15 protein-coding genes are annotated in these 15,919 nt (G+C 69.2%); 8 read left to right on the forward strand and 7 right to left on the reverse strand.

The features are described from left to right. Positions 1-209: 209 nt before the first annotated feature. From AC07NX_RS09050 to fliL, 5 genes are read right to left on the reverse strand one after another with little or no spacing between them, the layout of a single operon-like run. The gene (locus tag AC07NX_RS09050; RefSeq protein WP_494641055.1) at positions 210-3,083 is read right to left on the reverse strand and encodes a tetratricopeptide repeat protein; all 2,874 of its coding nucleotides are present in this window, start codon (positions 3,081-3,083) and stop codon (positions 210-212) included. A 21-nt stretch (positions 3,084-3,104) separates the two neighbouring features. Then, entirely contained in the window at positions 3,105-3,893 is a 789-nt protein-coding gene (locus tag AC07NX_RS09055; protein WP_494641057.1) for a MotE family protein, read from the reverse strand. Then, complete coding sequence (locus tag AC07NX_RS09060) at positions 3,890-4,501, reverse strand: DUF6468 domain-containing protein (RefSeq protein ID WP_494641059.1); 612 nt, start codon at positions 4,499-4,501, stop codon at positions 3,890-3,892. The genes AC07NX_RS09055 and AC07NX_RS09060 overlap by 4 nt, the downstream gene beginning before the upstream one ends. Beyond that, a complete protein-coding gene (gene fliM, locus AC07NX_RS09065; protein ID WP_035081441.1) occupies positions 4,498-5,634 on the reverse strand; it encodes a flagellar motor switch protein FliM in 1,137 nt (378 codons plus the stop codon). Before fliM ends, AC07NX_RS09060 begins: the two co-directional genes overlap by 4 nt. Before the next feature lie 27 nt (positions 5,635-5,661). Beyond that, complete coding sequence (gene fliL, locus AC07NX_RS09070) at positions 5,662-6,276, reverse strand: flagellar basal body-associated protein FliL (RefSeq protein WP_494641062.1); 615 nt, start codon at positions 6,274-6,276, stop codon at positions 5,662-5,664. Positions 6,277-6,500: 224 nt separating this feature from the next. Between fliL and flgF the strand changes: the two genes are divergently transcribed. The 5 genes from flgF to AC07NX_RS09095 all read left to right on the forward strand — a co-directional run bounded on the left by flgF (position 6,501) and on the right by AC07NX_RS09095 (position 10,146). Continuing rightward, complete coding sequence (gene flgF, locus AC07NX_RS09075; RefSeq protein ID WP_494641064.1) at positions 6,501-7,238, forward strand: flagellar basal-body rod protein FlgF; 738 nt, start codon at positions 6,501-6,503, stop codon at positions 7,236-7,238. Between the two features lie 12 nt (positions 7,239-7,250). Then, complete coding sequence (gene flgG, locus AC07NX_RS09080) at positions 7,251-8,039, forward strand: flagellar basal-body rod protein FlgG (protein ID WP_494641066.1); 789 nt, start codon at positions 7,251-7,253, stop codon at positions 8,037-8,039. 4 nt (positions 8,040-8,043) lie between these two features. After that, positions 8,044-8,787 carry a flagellar basal body P-ring formation chaperone FlgA gene (gene flgA, locus AC07NX_RS09085; RefSeq protein ID WP_494641068.1) on the forward strand — a complete coding sequence of 248 codons (744 nt, stop codon included), beginning with the start codon at positions 8,044-8,046 and terminating at the stop codon, positions 8,785-8,787. A gap of 14 nt (positions 8,788-8,801) precedes the next feature. Next, entirely contained in the window at positions 8,802-9,518 is a 717-nt protein-coding gene (gene flgH, locus AC07NX_RS09090; protein ID WP_494641070.1) for a flagellar basal body L-ring protein FlgH, read from the forward strand. 118 nt (positions 9,519-9,636) lie between these two features. Continuing rightward, positions 9,637-10,146 carry a hypothetical protein gene (locus tag AC07NX_RS09095; protein WP_494641072.1) on the forward strand — a complete coding sequence of 170 codons (510 nt, stop codon included), beginning with the start codon at positions 9,637-9,639 and terminating at the stop codon, positions 10,144-10,146. A gap of 63 nt (positions 10,147-10,209) precedes the next feature. Here AC07NX_RS09095 and manD read toward each other — a convergent pair whose 3' ends face one another. Beyond that, complete coding sequence (manD, locus tag AC07NX_RS09100; RefSeq protein ID WP_035093363.1) at positions 10,210-11,421, reverse strand: D-mannonate dehydratase ManD; 1,212 nt, start codon at positions 11,419-11,421, stop codon at positions 10,210-10,212. Between the two features lie 144 nt (positions 11,422-11,565). Here manD and AC07NX_RS09105 point away from each other — a divergent pair, with 144 nt between their 5' ends. The 3 genes from AC07NX_RS09105 to AC07NX_RS09115 all read left to right on the forward strand — a co-directional run bounded on the left by AC07NX_RS09105 (position 11,566) and on the right by AC07NX_RS09115 (position 14,352). Beyond that, the gene (locus tag AC07NX_RS09105; RefSeq protein ID WP_494641075.1) at positions 11,566-12,327 is read left to right on the forward strand and encodes a FadR/GntR family transcriptional regulator; all 762 of its coding nucleotides are present in this window, start codon (positions 11,566-11,568) and stop codon (positions 12,325-12,327) included. 158 nt (positions 12,328-12,485) lie between these two features. Next, on the forward strand, positions 12,486-12,926 hold the full coding sequence (trxC, locus tag AC07NX_RS09110; protein WP_494641077.1) for a thioredoxin TrxC: 441 nt from the start codon (positions 12,486-12,488) through the stop codon (positions 12,924-12,926). A 76-nt stretch (positions 12,927-13,002) separates the two neighbouring features. Further along, entirely contained in the window at positions 13,003-14,352 is a 1,350-nt protein-coding gene (locus AC07NX_RS09115) for a PQQ-dependent sugar dehydrogenase (protein ID WP_494641079.1), read from the forward strand. Here AC07NX_RS09115 and AC07NX_RS09120 read toward each other — a convergent pair. Further along, positions 14,349-15,710, reverse strand: a complete 1,362-nt coding sequence (locus tag AC07NX_RS09120) for a dicarboxylate/amino acid:cation symporter (protein WP_494641081.1) — start codon at positions 15,708-15,710, stop codon at positions 14,349-14,351. The two genes, AC07NX_RS09115 and AC07NX_RS09120, sit on opposite strands and share 4 nt — an antisense overlap. Between the last annotated feature and the right edge of the window lie 209 nt (positions 15,711-15,919).

Consider the following 15,919-nt stretch of genomic DNA (forward strand, 5'->3'; position numbering starts at 1 on the left):
CGTGTCGACGTCCCGACAGGACCGCGTGCGCGGCGTCTAACTAAGGGGTTTGCGTCGGCGCCGCCAGCAGACCAATCGCTTTTCGCGCGCGAAGGTTCACCGCCTGGGCAGGCAAAAACGCGACCGCCCCGCAAATGGCGACCGTGCGGGCAAGGTTGGAAGAAAAATTCGACCCGGCGAGGCGAGTCGCGCCGACCGGCCGAAACGGCCTAGCCGCCCGCCTGGGCGCGGAAGCGGTCCTTCATCTTGGCCACCCAGCCGTTGAAGGCCTCGTTGTCGGCGGTGACCTTGCTGAAGTCGGTGCTGGACAGGCTGCCCGGATCGGCGCCGGCCAGGGCCACGCGCAGGCCGTCCGGATTGCGCGCGCCCTCGACGAACCCGCCATAGCGCTGGCGCAGGCGGCCCAGCGAAGCGTCGTCGTCGGCCAGGCTGAAGGCCACGGCCGAGCGCAGCAGCTTGGACTCGTCGGCCGGGTTGAGGATCCCCGGCGTCTTCCAGCGATCGGCCAGGGACCGTTCGTACAGCGCCCCGGCCTGAGGCCAGGCGTGCTGCTTCCAGGCGATCTCGGCGCGGACATCCTCGGCGTCGCGCCCCTTGTCGCTCTCGATCACTTCCAGGGCGGCGTCATGGCGGCCCAGCCCCATCAGGGCGCGGGCCGTGGCCAGGCGGCGCTCGATGTTCAGGGCCGGCGGCAGGATCGTGGTGCGGGTGGCGTTGATGGTGTCCAGCGCGCTCTCGGGCTTGCGGTCCATCAGGTAGATCCAGGCCAGGTCGGTGGCCACCTGGGCCTTGGGCACGCCGTTCAGGCGATTGTCGACCTGGTACTTCAGCAGCTTGGCCGCCTCGTCCAGCAGGTCGACGTCGACCAGGCGACGCACCAGGTTGCGGACCATCTGGTCGCCGTCGGCGCCGATCGGGGTCAGGTCCTGGAAGTCGTAGAACAGGCCCACCGCCTGGATCGGCTGCATCCCATCAGCCAGGCCGTCGAGGAACAGGCTGCGGAAGGCGGTGTTGAGGTCGTTGCGCAGGGCGACGGCCTGGGGCAGGTCGGACTGCACGTTGCTGGCCGAGTGCAGCACCTCCAGCGCTTCGCGATAGCGGCCCTGCTTGATCTGCAGCTGGCCCAGCGCCCGGATGGTGTCCAGCTCGACCCCGTCGCCGCGCCAGCGGAAGCGCAAGGCGTCCAGCCCCTTGGTGGCGATGTCGGCGCTGATCTGGTTCTTGGCCAGGCGCAGCTGGATGGCGCGCAGGGTTGCCGGCGCGGCCAGGCGGTCGATGCCGCACTTCGAGATCGCCTGGAACACCGGCAGGGCGCGGACGTCGTTCTTGGCCTCGAAGGCCTTGGCCAGGGTCAGGCGCAGCTCCAGCTGGTCCTCGACCGGGATGTTGGGCAGCTTCAGGGCCTGGTTGACCAGGCGAATGGCGGTGTCAGGCGCGCCAACGCCGACCGACGCCTCGGCCTGGGCCCCCAGGAAGCGGGCCTGCCAAAGGGCCGGGAACATGTTGAGCGCCCGGGCGCCCTCGGCGAACCGCTGGTTGGCGTCGACCCATTGGCCGGTCTTGCTGGCGACATAGCCGCGCCACATCGCGGCCGAGGAGTCGTCGGACAGGACCGGCGAGGCGAAGTCGGTCTCGGCCTCGGCGTAGCGGCGCGCCAGCACCTTGGCCACGCCGCGCAGGCCGCGGAACTCGCCATCGCCCATCAGGGTCTGGTGGGCGCGACCGGCGGCGTTGAGCACGCCGATCGCCTCGAACGACAGGTTGGACCCCACCAGGAAACGGGCCAGGGCCATGCGGGCCGCCGTGTCGTCGCCCTTGCCGTCGGCGCCGCCGGCCGCGGGGATCGCTCCAAGCAGGGCGTCGTAGCGGGCCATGAAGCCGCCCGAGCCGGTCTTGGCCCAGCGCTCGGGATCGATCAGGGCCGGCATGGCCAGGGCCTGGGGCGCGCCGGCCCCGGCGTCGGCCTGGGCCTGGCCGCTGGACGACGAGGACAGCTGCAGGCCCTTGGGCCGGCCGATGCGGACGATGTCGCCGTCGACCGCGACCAGCAGGTCGCCGGAATAGGTTTCGACCGCCAGGCCGTTGGCCGACTGCAGCAGGGCCATCTCGACATAGTCGCGGCGCGACGGCAGTCCCTTGGACGGCGCCAGGGCCGTGGCGACGGCGATGCGGTCGCCCACCGCCGGGTCGGTGACCCAGGCGATCCTGGTCGCGCCGGCCACGTTGGCGGTCAGGGTGGCGGGGCTGGCGGTGTCGTCGCGGGCCACGCGGATCAGGTCCGGGGAGTCCTGGGTCCCCGCGCCCAAGGCGATCGTCCAGTTCGAGCCGACGCCGTCGGCGTAGAACGGCGCGCCCTGCGGCGTGCTGATGCGCAGCGCGGCATAGTCGGCGCCCTTGAAGGCCTGGATGCTGCGATATTGCGGCGTGCTGACGGGCAGCTTGCCGATGTCCAGCCGGGCCGGGGCATCGAACACTACCCAGACGGCCTCGCCCCGCCGGAACACAGCGGCGCCGGCCGGATTGGCCCAGTCGAAGCTGAGCTGGACCTGGCCGGCGACCTTGGAGAACCTGACCGGCACGACGCCATTGGCCGGCATCGGGTTGGGTCGCCGCGCCGCCACGGCGGCGGCCGGCGTCGGGGCCGCAGCCGCCTCGACGCGCGCGAACAGGTTGATGAAGTCGTCGCCGTCGGCGTTGCCGGCCCGGAAGTCGGCGTCGTCGCTCAGGGCGACCACGATCTCGACCACGCCGCCCACATGACGCGCCTGGGCGCCCTTGACCCAGCGCGGCGGGCCGACATTGAGGGGCGAGAGATTGGGATTGGCGTCGTGGGGAAAGCGCAGGACCACGGCCGTCCCCTCGCGACGGGCCTGCATGCCGCGCGAGCCGGGGAATTCCAGGCGCGTGAAGTCCGGAGCCTGGGCGACGCGGACCTGCAGGCCGCGCGAAACGGCCGAGGCGGCCTTGCGGGTTCCGGGCCGGGCGGCGTGAGTCTGCGCGGCGGAGACCGACATCGACGGGGCCGCGACCCCAAAGATGCAGATCGCCGCGACGGTCGATCTCAGAGTCGCCCCCAGCTTCATGCCCCCGCTTTCGCTCCCGTCCTAGCCGGCCTTCTTGCCGCCGCCCTTGCCGGCCACCGGACCCGCGCCGGCCAGCGGCGCGGCCGCCTCCGCCTGGGCGGAAGGATCGGCGGCAGGCTTGTCGGCGGCGGCCAGGGCGGCCCGCTGCTTGGCGATGGCCTCGGACGACAGGCGGTTGGCCAGGCGCTCGGTCAGGATCTTGGCGTCGCCGGGCGACATGTTGGCCAGGATCATCGAGAGCGTGCGCTCCTTCATCTTGGCGGCGATGGGCAGGCGGACGGAGTCGTCCAGCACGCTCATGCGGGCGGCGGCGTCCTTGGGCTTCATGGCAGAATAGACCGTGACCATGCGCATGGCCTCGGCTTCCTTCTGGGCGTCGGCCTGGCCCAGCAGGCCCTGGATTTCGCCCTTCATGCCGTTCAGCGCCTTCATCTTGGCGTCGAGCTTGGATTCGGCGGCGGCCAGCAGCTGCAGCTGGACGTCAATGTCCTGCTCACGCTGGTCCAGTTGGCCGCGGCGCTGGCCCAGGCTCTGCAGCACGCGCAACTCGGCCGGCGACAGACCGGCTTCCTTGGCGAGCTCGCTGGACGACGGCGCGCAGACCAGCGGCGGCGCCTTGGCGGCGGCGTCCTTGCCGGCGTCGGCGGCCGAGGCGGCCTTTTCGGCGTCAGGCTTGGCCACGCCCTCGGCGAAGGCCTTCGCGCCGCTCAGCAGGTCCGGAACCGACTTGGCGCCGGCCAGGGCGTTGACGGCGAGCACGCCGACCACGGTGACCCCGATGATCGGCAGGATGCGCGGAACGTTTTTCATCGGCGGCCTCTAAAGGTCGAACCGGGGCGCGGCGGATCTTCCGGCCCCTCGAACAGGTCATCATCTATCCGCGCCCGTGAACGCGGGGTTTCCTTTGGCGCCGAAGGCCGCGCGGCGGAAGGCGGCGGGGCGTCGCGGGGGATGCGGGCCTCGCGGTCCAGCAGCTTCTCGAAGTCTTCGGCCCGCAGGCGGCGCGGGGTTTCCGGCGGAAGCTCCGGCTCGGGTGCGCGCATCGGACGCGGGGCGGCGCGGGGTTCGGCCGCGCGCGGCTCCACGGCGGGACGCGCGCCTGGCTCCCTCGAAGAAGACATCGGCGGCGGGGTCACGATCGGCCGGTTCAGCCGCTCGTCCAGCTGGGTGGCCAGCGCCTGGGCCTTGGAAATGCGGTCGGCCAGGGTGTCGGCGGCCTCGTCCGTCGCGGCGCGCAGGTCGGCCAGGCCCTGCTCGGCGCGCATGGCGGCGCGGTCGAGATCGGCCACCGCCTTGGCGAAGCCCTCGTGGCTGTCGCGCAGGGCCTTCAGCCGGCGCTCGAGGCGCACGCCGAAGGCCAGGGCGATCAGCAGCAGGATCGCCAGCAGACCGTTGAGGGCGATCGCCGTCATGCTCATTTCAGCTTCTGAACCGCCTTCTTGGCCGCCAGGCTCAGGGGGGCGTCGGCCCGCACGGCGATCGAGTGGTTGCGGCGGCCCATGCGCCCACGGGTCAGGGGGATGGAGCCGGCGCGCAGCTCGACCGGGCTGTCGGGCGTGGCGTTCAGCATCAGGGTGTCGCCCACCTGCAGGTTCAGCACCTTGCTGAGCGGCAGTTGCTGCTCGTCGAGCACGGCGCGCACCTCCATCTGGGTGGTCCAGAGTTCGGTTGCCAAGTGGCCTTCCCAGATGTTGTCGCGGCCGAACTTCTCGCCCATGAACTGCTGCAGCAGCATCTTGCGGATGGGTTCGAGGGTCGCATAGGGCAGCAGAAGCTCGATTCTGCCGCCGCGGTCTTCCATGTCGATCCGAAGCTTCACCAGGATGGCGGCGTTGGCCGGCCGGGCGATGGCGGCGAAGCGCGGGTTGGTCTCCAGGCGATCCAGGCTGAACGACACCGGATGCAGGGGCTCGAACGCCGCCTTGGCGTCGTGCAGCACCACCTCGACCATCCGCTGGACCAGCACCCGCTCGATGGTGGTGTAGGGACGCCCCTCGATGCGCATGGCCGCCGTGCCGCGACGGCCGCCCAGCAGCACGTCGACGATCGAATAGATCAGGTTGGAGTCGACCGTCAGCAGGCCGTAATTGTCCAGCTCCTCGGCCCGGAACACCGCCAGGATGGCCGGCAGCGGGATCGAGTTCAGATAGTCGCCGAAGCGGATCGAGCTGATGTTGTCGAGGCTGACCTCGACGTTGTCGGAGGTAAAATTGCGCAGGGAGGTCGTCATCAACCGCACCAGGCGGTCAAAGACGATTTCCAGCATCGGCAGGCGCTCGTACGAGACCAGGGCCGAGTTGATGATCGCGCGGATGCCGGTGCGGTCGTCGTTGCCGTCGCCGGACATGTCGAAGCCCAGCAGGCTGTCGATCTCGTCCTGGTTCAGGATGCGCTCGGCGCCCATGCCGTCGCCGCCGCCGTCGTCCCAGCCGCCCATGCCGCCGCTGAAGTCGCCAAACTCGTTGGCGCCGGCCTCGCCGCCGAACTCGTTCGGCGGGTTCTCGGAGGCCCACTGGGCCATCGCGGCCTGATCGTCGATTTCTTCCGCCATGTCGGTTCGCCTCAGCCAGCCCGGGGGCTAGTTGATCAGCATCTCCTCGATCAGCACCGCGTTCACCTTGGAGGGCGCGGCGACCAGATTAACGCGACGCAGCAGCTCGGCGCGCAGCTGATAGCTGCCCTGGCTGCCATTGAGGTCTTCCGGACGCAGTTCGCGCAGGAAGGTCTGGAACATGTCCTGCAGACGCGGGAGGTTCGGCGTCAGGTGCTCGGCCGTCTCCTCGTCGGGCAGTTCGAAGGTCAGCTTCAGCTTCAGGAAGGTCGACTTGCCGTCGGCGGCCTGCATGTTCACGACGATGTCCGGCAGGGTGTAGAACACCACGCCGTCGGGGCCTTCCTTGATCACCGGCGCGCCGGCCGCGGGCGCGCCGCCTTCGCCGCCGCCGCCATGGCCGCCCTTCTCTTCCTTCTTCTTCTCTTTCTTCTTCGGCTTTTCGTGGCCCGCTTCGCCGTGGGCTTCGGGCTTGGGCTTCAAGAGCAGGAACGTGGTCACGCCGCCGCCGACCAGCACCACGGCCGCCGCGGCCGCGATGATGATCATCATCGGCGGCTTCTTCTTAGCCGGAGCTTCGCCCTCGGCGGCGCCCTCTTCGCCTTCCGGGGCGGGAGCGTCCTTGGGGGGTTTGTTGGCCACGCGCGCGGTTCCTTGGAATCTATGGATCTACTCATGCGTGGAGCATGGTTAACGATGTCTTTTGAAGGCCATTTCGCCGCAGGCTGAATCTGCCCGGCAAACTCCGCATCGGGAGCCGCATTAACCTTTCTCTTCTTTGAAATTACTGACTTTTTCGAGTTGGCACGAGGGTTGCTTGCGAACTTGCGGCGCATTTGTCGCGCCAGCCGTTTCGGTAACCGGTCATGGACAACGCACTGTATGTGGGACTTTCGCGGCAGATGACCCTGCGCCGCGAACTCGACATCGTGGCCAACAACATCGCCAACGCGAACACGACCGGCTTCAAGGTCGAGGAGCTGATGGTCCGCACGGAACCCGCGAAGCCCGCCAGGACGGCCGGCGGCGCGAACCCCGTGAAGTTCGTGCTCGACGACGGCGTGGCCCGTGACTTCGGCCAGGGCGCCCTGACCCAGACCGGCGGCGACTTCGACCTGGCCCTGGAGGGCCAGGGCTTCTTCAAGGTCTCCACCGTCGGCGGCGAGCGCTACACCCGCGACGGCCGCTTCACGATGAACCCTGACGGCAAGCTGGTCACCCAGAACGGCCAGCCCGTGCTGGACGAGGGCGGCGGCGAGATCCTGCTGGACCCGCTGAAGGGCCCGGTCACCATCGCCCGCGACGGCACGGTCAGCCAGGGCGCCGAGCGCGCCGGCAAGATCGCCGTGGTGCGCCCCACCGACCTGGCGAGCTTCCGCAAGGACGGCGACAACCTCTATCGCAACACCACCAACGACACCCCTCAGGCCGCCCCGGACGCCGCGATCCACCAGGGCATGCTGGAAGCCTCCAACGTCCAGTCGATCACCCAGATCACCAAGCTGATCGAGGTCAGCCGCGCCTATGAGAGCGTGGCCAAGATGATGGACCAAACCTCGGAGCTGTCCCGGAGCGCCGTCGAGCGCCTGGGCAAGCCGCAGTAAGGATAGACAACGATGCAAGCGCTTCGCACCGCCGCGACCGGCATGTCGGCCCAACAGCTGAACGTCGAGGTCATCTCCAACAACATCGCCAACATGAACACCGTGGGCTTCAAGCGCCAACGGGCCGAGTTCCAGGACCTGATCTACCAGACGATCGAGCGGGCCGGCTCGCAGTCGTCGGGCGATGGCAATGTCGTGCCGACCGGCGTGCAGATCGGCGGCGGCGTGAAGGCCGGCTCGGTCTACCGCATCCACGAGCAGGGCACCCCGACCATGACGAACAACGAGTTCGACGTGGCCATCCAGGGCAAGGGCTTCCTGCAGATCCTGCTGCCCTCGGGCGAGACCGCCTACACCCGCGCCGGCAACTTCTCGACCAACGACCAGGGCCAGATCGTCACCGAGGACGGCTACACCGTCCAGCCGGGCATCACGATCCCGCAGAACGCCGTCTCGACCACCATCGGCAAGACCGGCCTGGTGCAGGTCAAGCTGGATGGCGATCCGACCCCGCAGACGGTCGGCCAGATCGAACTGGCCAACTTCATGAACGAAGGCGGCCTGGAAGCCATCGGCGACAACATGTTCATGGAAACCGCGGCCTCGGGCGCGGCCAACATCGCCGCCCCCGGCCAGCCCGGCTTCGGCACCCTGCTGCAGAACTACACCGAGGCCAGTAACGTCGACTCGGTCAGCGAAATCACCGCCCTGATCGTCGCCCAGCGCGCCTACGAGATGAACTCCAAGGTCATCACCACGGCCGACCAGATGCTCCAAGCCACGTCGAACCTGAGGTCGTAAGCCGATGAAAGCGTTCGTTCCCGCCCTCGCCGCCCTGCTGATCGCCACCCCGGCCCTGGCCGGCCAGGCCGTCTCCCTGCGATCCGACACCACCGACGCCGACGGCCGGATCACCCTGGGCGAGCTGTTCGACGGGGCCGGCGCGGCCTCGGACGTCGTCGCCGCCACCCGCGTGGGTTCCTCGGCCGTGCTGGACGCCGGCGCGGTGCAGATCGCCGCCCGCCGGGCGGGCCTGGACTGGTCCAACGCCACCGGCGTGCGCCGGATCATCGTTCGCCAGGGCTCAGACAACGGTCTTGCCGGCGCCTCGCGCGGCAATGTGGAAGTTCTTGCCTACGCCCGCAGCCTGGCGACCGGCGAAATGGTCCAGCCCGAGGATCTGGTCTGGATCAGGGCCGCGGCCGGCCCCTCCGACGCCCCGCGCGACGCCGACGACCTGATCGGCATGACGGTCAAACGCCCGCTGCGCCAGGGCGCGGCCGCCAGCCTGCGTGACGTCTCGACCCCGCAGGTGATCAAGGCGGGCGATATTGTCGCAGTCACCTACGAGGACGACGGCGTGGCGCTGACCTTGCAAGGCAAGGCCATGGCGGCGGGGGCGGTCGGCGAAAGCCTGATGGTCCAGAACACCGCCAGCAAGAAGATCATCGAGACCGTGGTCACCGGACCCGGCTCGACCGCCGTCGGCCCGCAGGCGCTGCGCCTGAAGGCCAACCGTAACAACACGCTGCGCTACGCCGCTCGCTGAGAAGGTCACACCCGATGCGCCCCGCCCTCGCCGCCCTCCTGTTGCTCGCCCCGCTCGCCGCCTGCTCCACCGTCAAGGAAGCGGTGAAGGGTCCGGAACTGGCGCCCGTCGGCTATCCGGCCCAGTTGGCGCCGATGACCCAGCAATATGCCGCCATGCCCCAGCCCGCCTCGGCCAACTCGCTGTGGCGCACCGGCGCGCGCACCTTCTTCAACGACCAGCGCGCCAGCAAGGTCGGCGACATCCTGACCGTCAACATCGACATCGACGACAGCGCCACCACCAAGAACCAGACCGCGACCTCGCGCGCCTCCAACAGCTCGCTGGGCGTGCCGAACTTCCTGGGCCTGGAATCGAGCCTGGGCAAGGTCCTGCCGGGCGGCTTCGACCCGTCCAACATGATCAACACCAAGTCGGGCACGTCCAACGCCGGGGCCGGTTCGGTGAACCGCTCGGAAAAGATCAGCCTGACCATCGCCGCCGTCGTCTCGGGCGTGATGCCCAACGGCAACCTGGTGATCCAGGGCACCCAGGAAGTGCGCACCAACGCCGAGGTGCGCCAGCTGACCGTGGCCGGCATCGTGCGGCCGGAAGACATCTCCTCGGCCAACACCATCAAGCACACCCAGATCGCCGAGGCCCGCATCAGCTACGGCGGCCGCGGCGACATCAGCCGCGTCCAGAAGACCCCGGGCGGCCAGGCCCTGGTCGAGAAGTTCTCGCCGTTCTAGGGACTTGGCTCCAGGACGATCGAGGCGCGCGCCTTGATCGGGCGGGCGCCCGGGGCCAGATTACCTGGCGTCACAGCGTTCGCCCGGACTCGTCGGGCCTGATCCAGGAGCCGACCCCATGAGCAAGACCGCTCGCGCCCTGCCCGCCCTGGTCGGCGCCGCCCTGCTGGCCGTCGCCCTGCCCGTCGTCGCCAACGCCCAGCCGTTCAGCGGTCCGATGGGCGTGACCGGGCGCTGGGCGATCGACCTGCCACGCTCGAAGTTCAACTCGACCCTGACCGGCCCGCCGCCGCTGAGCGGCGAGCTTGATGTCACGATCGACGACGGCAAGGCCCTGGCCTGGACCCTGGTCGAGGTGGACGAGGCCGGCGTCGCCGCCCTGCAGTTCGCCCACGCCATGCTCGACGGTCCGCCGACCCAGGCCGTGGTCAATCTGAACCTGGTGAAAATCAGCGTCCAGCGCGTCGGCCAGAGCGCGGTGACCGTCACCACCCACGGCGAACAGGGCTCGCGCCATCAGTCGATGAAGGTCACCCGCACCGACCCCGACACCCTGCTGGTCGAGCAGGACATCGATGGCCGGCCCGGCCCACCGGACCAGACCCTGATCCTGACTAGGGTAAAGTAGTCTCTTCCTCCGCCCCTTTGCCGGGGCCTCCGCGCCGCCGCGAGACGGCGCGGAGGAAACAGGTCACCAGTTGAACATGGTCCCGTCCTCCAGCCGGTTCACCGGCAGGTAGGCGCGCTTGTAGGGATATTGCTCGGCCAGGGCCTCGTCGATATCGACGCCCAAGCCCGGCTTGTCGCCCGGATGCAGCATGCCATCGTTGAAGGTGTAGGCGTGTGGGAAGACCGCGTCGGTCTCGGGCGTATGGCGCATGTATTCCTGCAGGCCGAAGTTCGGGATCGACATGTCGAAATGCAGGGCCGCGGCCATGGTCACCGGCGACAGGTCGGTCGCGCCGTGGCAGCCGGTCTTGACGTGGTGCAGGTCGGCGAAGGCGGCGATCTTCTTCAGGTTGGTGATGCCGCCGGCGTGCAGCACCGTGGCCCGCAGATAGTCGATCAGCTGTTCCTGGATCAGGATGTTGGCGTCCCAGACGTGGCTGAAGATCTCGCCCACGGCCAGTGGCGTGGTGGTGTGCTGGCGCATCAGGCGGAAGCCGGCCTGGTTCTCGGCGGGCACCGCGTCCTCCAGCCAGAACAGGCGGTACGGCTCCAGGTCCTTGCCCAGGCGCGCCGCTTCGATCGGCGTCAGGCGGTGGTGGACGTCATGCAGCAGGTGGACGTCCCAGCCCAGAACCTCGCGAGCCTTTTCGAACAGCTTGGGCGCGTGATTGAGATACTTGGCCGTCGACCAGACGTTCTCGGTGGGCAGGTCGGCGTCGGCCGGCTCATAGAACATCTTGTCGCCCGACACCCCGTAGGTGCTGGCCAGGCCCGGCACGCCGGTCTGCAGGCGAATGGCCTTGTAGCCCAGTCCCTTGTACTTCACCGCCTCGGCGATCGTGTCCTCGATGGTCTCGCCGTTGGCGTGGCCGTAGACGGTGACGCCCTCGCGGCAGGCGCCGCCCAGCAGCTGATAGACCGGCAGGCCGGCGACCTTGCCCTTGATGTCCCACAGCGCCATGTCGACCGCGGCCAGGGCGGTCATGGCGACATTGCCGCCGCGCCAGTACGAGCCGCGATAGAAGAACTGCCAGATGTCCTCGATCCGATGAGCGTCGCGGCCGATCAGGCAGGGAATCATGTGGTCGCGCAGATAGCTGACCACCGCCAGTTCACGCCCGTTCAGCGTGGCGTCGCCGACGCCGGTGACCCCGTCCGAGGTGGTGATCTTCAGGGTGATGAAGTTGCGGCCAGGGCAGGTGACGATCACCTTGGCGTCGACAATCTTGAGCATGGAGTGTTGGTCTACCTTATCGCTTAAGTGGCCTGACCAATCCATAAGCCAGATATTGCGAATGCGCTAGAGCGCCGTGGCGTCTTTCGCCGCCATGCTCTAGGCTGTCGGTGGCCCGGCGATGCGCGCGGGCGGGAAAGTCGCATGACCACGTCGACCGCAGAAACTCGCAAGCTCTACCAGCAAGTCGCCAATACGATCGCCGAATCGATCCGCGAGGGCGCCTTCCAGCCCGGGCATCGCCTGCCCTCCGAACGTGACCTGGCCGAAGAATACAGGGTCAGCCGCCCCACGGTGCGCGAGGCGATGATCGCGCTGGAGATTCGCGGCCTGGTCGAGGCTCGCCATGGCTCGGGCGTCTATGTCACCGAAGCCGCGCCCGCCGAGGCTCCCGCGCCCGAGCTGGACATCGGCGCCTTCGAGTTGACCGAGGCCCGCCGCCTGATCGAGGGCGAATCCTGCGCCCTGGCCGCCACCACCATCACCGACCAGGAACTGGTCGACCTGGAGAAGATCCTCGACGACATGGTCGAGGAGAACGAGCACGACGTGCGCGGCGACCTGGCCGACCGCCGGTTCCACGTCACCATCGCCCGGGCCACGCGCAACAGCGCCCTGGTCACCGTGGTCGAGAACCTGTGGGACCTGCGCTACAAGTCGCCGCTGTGCCGGGCGATGCTGGAGCGAGCCCGCCAGGTGGGGGTGCGGCCGCTAATCGACGACCACCAGGAAATCCTCAGCGCCCTGAAGGCTCGCGACCCGAAGATCGCCCGCAACGCCATGCGCGAACACCTCGGTCGGGTGATCGACAACCTGCTGACCGCCACCGAGATCGACGCGATGCAGCAGGCCCGCAGCGAGGTCGCCGCCCGCCGCAGCGAACTGGCGCGCCGCTCCCTGATCTGACCGGTTCGAGGCTTGTGGGCGGGCAATTGGCCTGACCACAACGCTCGCGAGATAGGGCTTGGCTGGGTCCTTCAATCGGGAAAGCGCCCAGATCCCGGCCGCCTTGGAGGCCCGGGCGCGATAGAACCGAACGCCCGCCGCTTCGTTGAGACACCGCCATGGCCGAGACCGTCAACATCGTCTGCCCCCACTGCGACGCCACCAATCGTCTGCCGGCCGAGCGCGACGCCAAGGCGGCCAAGTGCGGCCGCTGCGCCAAGCTGCTGTTCACGGGCCAACCGGTGGACCTGACCACGCCCCGCTTCCGCAAGCATGTGGCCAACAGCCAGATCCCGATCGTCGCCGACTTCTGGGCGGCCTGGTGCGGCCCCTGCAAGGCCATCGCCCCGGTCTTCGTCCGCTCGGCCGCCGCGTTGGAGCCTCGCGCCCGCTTCGTGAAGGTCGATGTCGACGCCGAGCCCGCCCTGGCCGAGGCCTATGGGGTGCGCGGCATCCCGGCCCTTTTCCTGTTCAAGGACGGCAAGGTCGCCGCGAACCAGGCCGGCCTGCCCGATCCCGGCTTCTTCCACCGCTGGCTGGACGAGCACGCGCCGGCCTGAGAACGACTTGGCCAAGCCGGAGCCCGCCATCCCGTCCCGCGTTGAGTCCTGAGCAACGAAGGGAGGGAGACCGGCCATGCCCAAAGCCCATCATGCCTTGCTGCTCGCGGGTTCCGCCGCCTCGCTGCTGGCGGCCTGCGGCGGCGGCACGGCCCTGCCGCCCGAACAGGGCTACGGTCCCAACCCCGTCCTGCCCGCCGCCAAGAAGCAGATGATCCCGGTGATGAAGATCGCCCCGGCGGTCGGATGGGCCGACGGCCAGACGCCAGACGCCGCGGCCGGCTTCGTCGCCACCGCCCTGGTCCGCGGGCTGGACCATCCTCGCTGGCTCTATGTGCTGCCCAATGGCGACGTGCTGATCGCCGAAACCAACGCCCCGCCCAAGCCCGAGGACGGCAAGGGCCTCCGGGGCTGGTTCCAGAAGATCATCATGAAGCGGGCCGGCGCGACCCCGCCCTCGGCCAACCGCATCACCCTGGTGCGCGACGCCGACAATGACGGAACGCTGGAAGCGCGCACGACCTTCCTGTCGAATCTGCATTCGCCGTTCGGCATGGCCCTGGTCGGCGACACCTTCTATGTCGCCGACAGCGACGCCCTGCTGGCCTTCCCCTACCAGACCGGCCAGACCCGGATCACCGCCGCCCCGCGCAAGGTCGCCGACCTGCCCGCCGGGCCGATCAACCACCACTGGACCAAGAACGTCATCGCCAGCCCGGATGGCGCCAAACTGTACGTGACCGTCGGCTCCAACAGCAATGTCGGCGAGAACGGCATGGCCGCCGAGGAACGCCGGGCGGCGATCCTGGAGATTGATCCGGCCACCGGCGCCAGCCGCGTCTTCGCCTCGGGCCTGCGCAATCCCAACGGCATGGGCTGGCAACCGCAAAGCGGCGCCCTGTGGACCAGCGTCAACGAACGCGACGAGATCGGCAACGACCTGGTCCCCGACTACATGACCTCGGTCAAGGACGGCGGCTTCTACGGCTGGCCCTACAGCTATTACGGCCGGACGGTGGACACGCGCGTGAAACCCCAGCGGCCCGACCTGGTGGCCAAGGCGATCAAGCCGGACTACGCCCTGGGCGCCCATACCGCCTCGCTGGGCCTGACCTTCTACGACGCCGACGCCTTTCCGCCGCGCTACAAGGGCGGCGCCTTCATCGGCCAGCACGGCTCGTGGAACCGCAAGCCGGTCAGCGGCTATCGCGTGGTCTTCGTGCCGTTCTCGAACGGCAAACCGTCCGGCCCCGCCGAGCCCTTCCTGACCGGCTTCCTCGACGCCAAGGGCCAGGCTCTGGGACGGCCCGTCGGCGTGGCCATCGACAAGTTCGGCGCGCTGCTGGTGGCCGACGATGTCGGCAACGCCGTATGGCGGGTCGCGGCCAACAGGCCGCCGCCCGCGCCGGCCAAGCCCGCCTCCTAGGCCGGCACGGCCTCGTCGGTCCCCACTTCACGCGGCGGGGCGTTGTAGATCGCCTCGTCCAGGATCCCCTCGCGCTTGGCGACGATGGTCGGCACCAGGGCCTGACCGGCGACATTGACCGCCGTCCGCCCCATGTCGAGGATCGGGTCGATGGCCAGCAGCAAGCCGACGCCTTCCAGCGGCAGGCCCAGGGTCGACAGGGTCAGGGTTAGCATGACCACCGCCCCGGTCAGGCCGGCCGTCGCGGCGGAGCCCAGCACCGAGACGAAGACGATCAGGCCATAGTCGGTCAGCTGCAGCGGCAGGTGGTAAAACTGGGCGATGAAGATCGCCGCCACGGCGGGATAGATCGCCGCGCAGCCGTCCATCTTGGTGGTCGCGCCCAGGGGCACGGCGAAGGCGGCGTAGGCGCGCGGCACGCCCAGGCGGGTCTCGGTCAGGGCCTCGGTCACCGGCAGGGTCCCGATCGACGAGCGCGACACGAAGCCCAGCTGGATGGCCGGCCAGGCGCCGGCGAAGAACCGCAGCGGATTCAGCCCGTTCAGCGCCAGGATCGTCGGATAGACCACCAGCAGCACCAGGGCCAGGCCCAGATAGATCGCGCCTGCGAAGGCGCCCAACTGGCCCAGGGTCGCCCAGCCGTACTGGGCCACGGCGTTGCCCAGCAGGCCGATGGTGCCGATCGGCGTCAGGCGGATCACCCACCACAGCACCTTGCGCACGACCGCCAGGGCCGAGGCGTTGAAGGCCAGGAAGCCCTCGCCGGCCGGCCCGACCTTGATCGCCGCGATCCCGGCCACCAGGGCCAGGACCAGGATCTGCAGCACGTTGAACGAGGCCGTCGTGGTGGCCGCGCCGTCGACGATCTTGGTCGAAGCCTGCAGGCCCAGGATGTTGGAGGGAACCAGGCCCGTCAGGAAGTCGAGCCACGAGCCGGTGGTGCGCGGGGCGTGGGCGGTCGCCAGATCGACCACGGCGTGGTCGCCGGGCCGCAGGACCAGGCCCAGGACGATGCCGATGGCCACGGCGATCAGGGCCGTGATCGCGAACCACAGCAGGGTGCGCCAGACCAGCCGCGCGGCGTTCTGCAGCTCGCGCAGGTTGGCGATGCTGGCGACGATGGCCGTGAACACCAGGGGCGGCACCAGCACCCGCAGCAGCTGGACGAAGATCGCGCCCACCTGGTGCAGGGCTTCGGCCAGGCCGTAGCCGGGCTGACCTTCAGCCGGTCCCAGCGACCGGGCCAGCAACCCCAGCCCCAGGCCGACGATCATCGCCGCCAGCACCTGCACGCCGAAGCCGCCGATGAAGCGTCCGGCTTTCGCCCTGGAGGGCGAGGGCGGAGAAGTCTGGACCATCTGATGCTCCCGAAGGCCCGATCCTCGGGCTCTGCAGCCTAACGTCACAAGGCCCGCCAGGATCATACCGCGCGGGCCGTCTTGCCCCGGTTTTGGCGCCGCCGGGTGGAAACGCCCAACCAGAATTCATCGACACCGGCTCAATGCATCTGGATCGACCGGATCGCGCAAGACGGCGCCCGGCGTCGGCATGTCACATGGTCAACGCC

The organism is Caulobacter sp. GW821-FHT09A05, from assembly GCF_059418465.1.

Excerpts from the sequence above, each read along its gene's own strand:
- AC07NX_RS09055 (WP_494641057.1), bottom strand. The coding sequence starts at position 3,893 with ATGAAAAACGTTCCGCGCATCCTGCCGATCATCGGGGTCACCGTGGTC.
- AC07NX_RS09060 (WP_494641059.1), bottom strand. The coding sequence starts at position 4,501 with ATGAGCATGACGGCGATCGCCCTCAACGGTCTGCTGGCGATCCTGCTG.
- flgH (WP_494641070.1), top strand. The coding sequence starts at position 8,802 with ATGCGCCCCGCCCTCGCCGCCCTCCTGTTGCTCGCCCCGCTCGCCGCC.
- manD (WP_035093363.1), bottom strand. The coding sequence starts at position 11,421 with ATGCTCAAGATTGTCGACGCCAAGGTGATCGTCACCTGCCCTGGCCGC.
- flgF (WP_494641064.1), top strand. The coding sequence starts at position 6,501 with ATGGACAACGCACTGTATGTGGGACTTTCGCGGCAGATGACCCTGCGC.
- AC07NX_RS09050 (WP_494641055.1), bottom strand. The coding sequence starts at position 3,083 with ATGAAGCTGGGGGCGACTCTGAGATCGACCGTCGCGGCGATCTGCATC.
- flgA (WP_494641068.1), top strand. The coding sequence starts at position 8,044 with ATGAAAGCGTTCGTTCCCGCCCTCGCCGCCCTGCTGATCGCCACCCCG.
- AC07NX_RS09095 (WP_494641072.1), top strand. The coding sequence starts at position 9,637 with ATGAGCAAGACCGCTCGCGCCCTGCCCGCCCTGGTCGGCGCCGCCCTG.
- trxC (WP_494641077.1), top strand. The coding sequence starts at position 12,486 with ATGGCCGAGACCGTCAACATCGTCTGCCCCCACTGCGACGCCACCAAT.
- AC07NX_RS09120 (WP_494641081.1), bottom strand. The coding sequence starts at position 15,710 with ATGGTCCAGACTTCTCCGCCCTCGCCCTCCAGGGCGAAAGCCGGACGC.
- fliM (WP_035081441.1), bottom strand. The coding sequence starts at position 5,634 with ATGGCGGAAGAAATCGACGATCAGGCCGCGATGGCCCAGTGGGCCTCC.
- AC07NX_RS09105 (WP_494641075.1), top strand. The coding sequence starts at position 11,566 with ATGACCACGTCGACCGCAGAAACTCGCAAGCTCTACCAGCAAGTCGCC.
- AC07NX_RS09115 (WP_494641079.1), top strand. The coding sequence starts at position 13,003 with ATGCCCAAAGCCCATCATGCCTTGCTGCTCGCGGGTTCCGCCGCCTCG.
- flgG (WP_494641066.1), top strand. The coding sequence starts at position 7,251 with ATGCAAGCGCTTCGCACCGCCGCGACCGGCATGTCGGCCCAACAGCTG.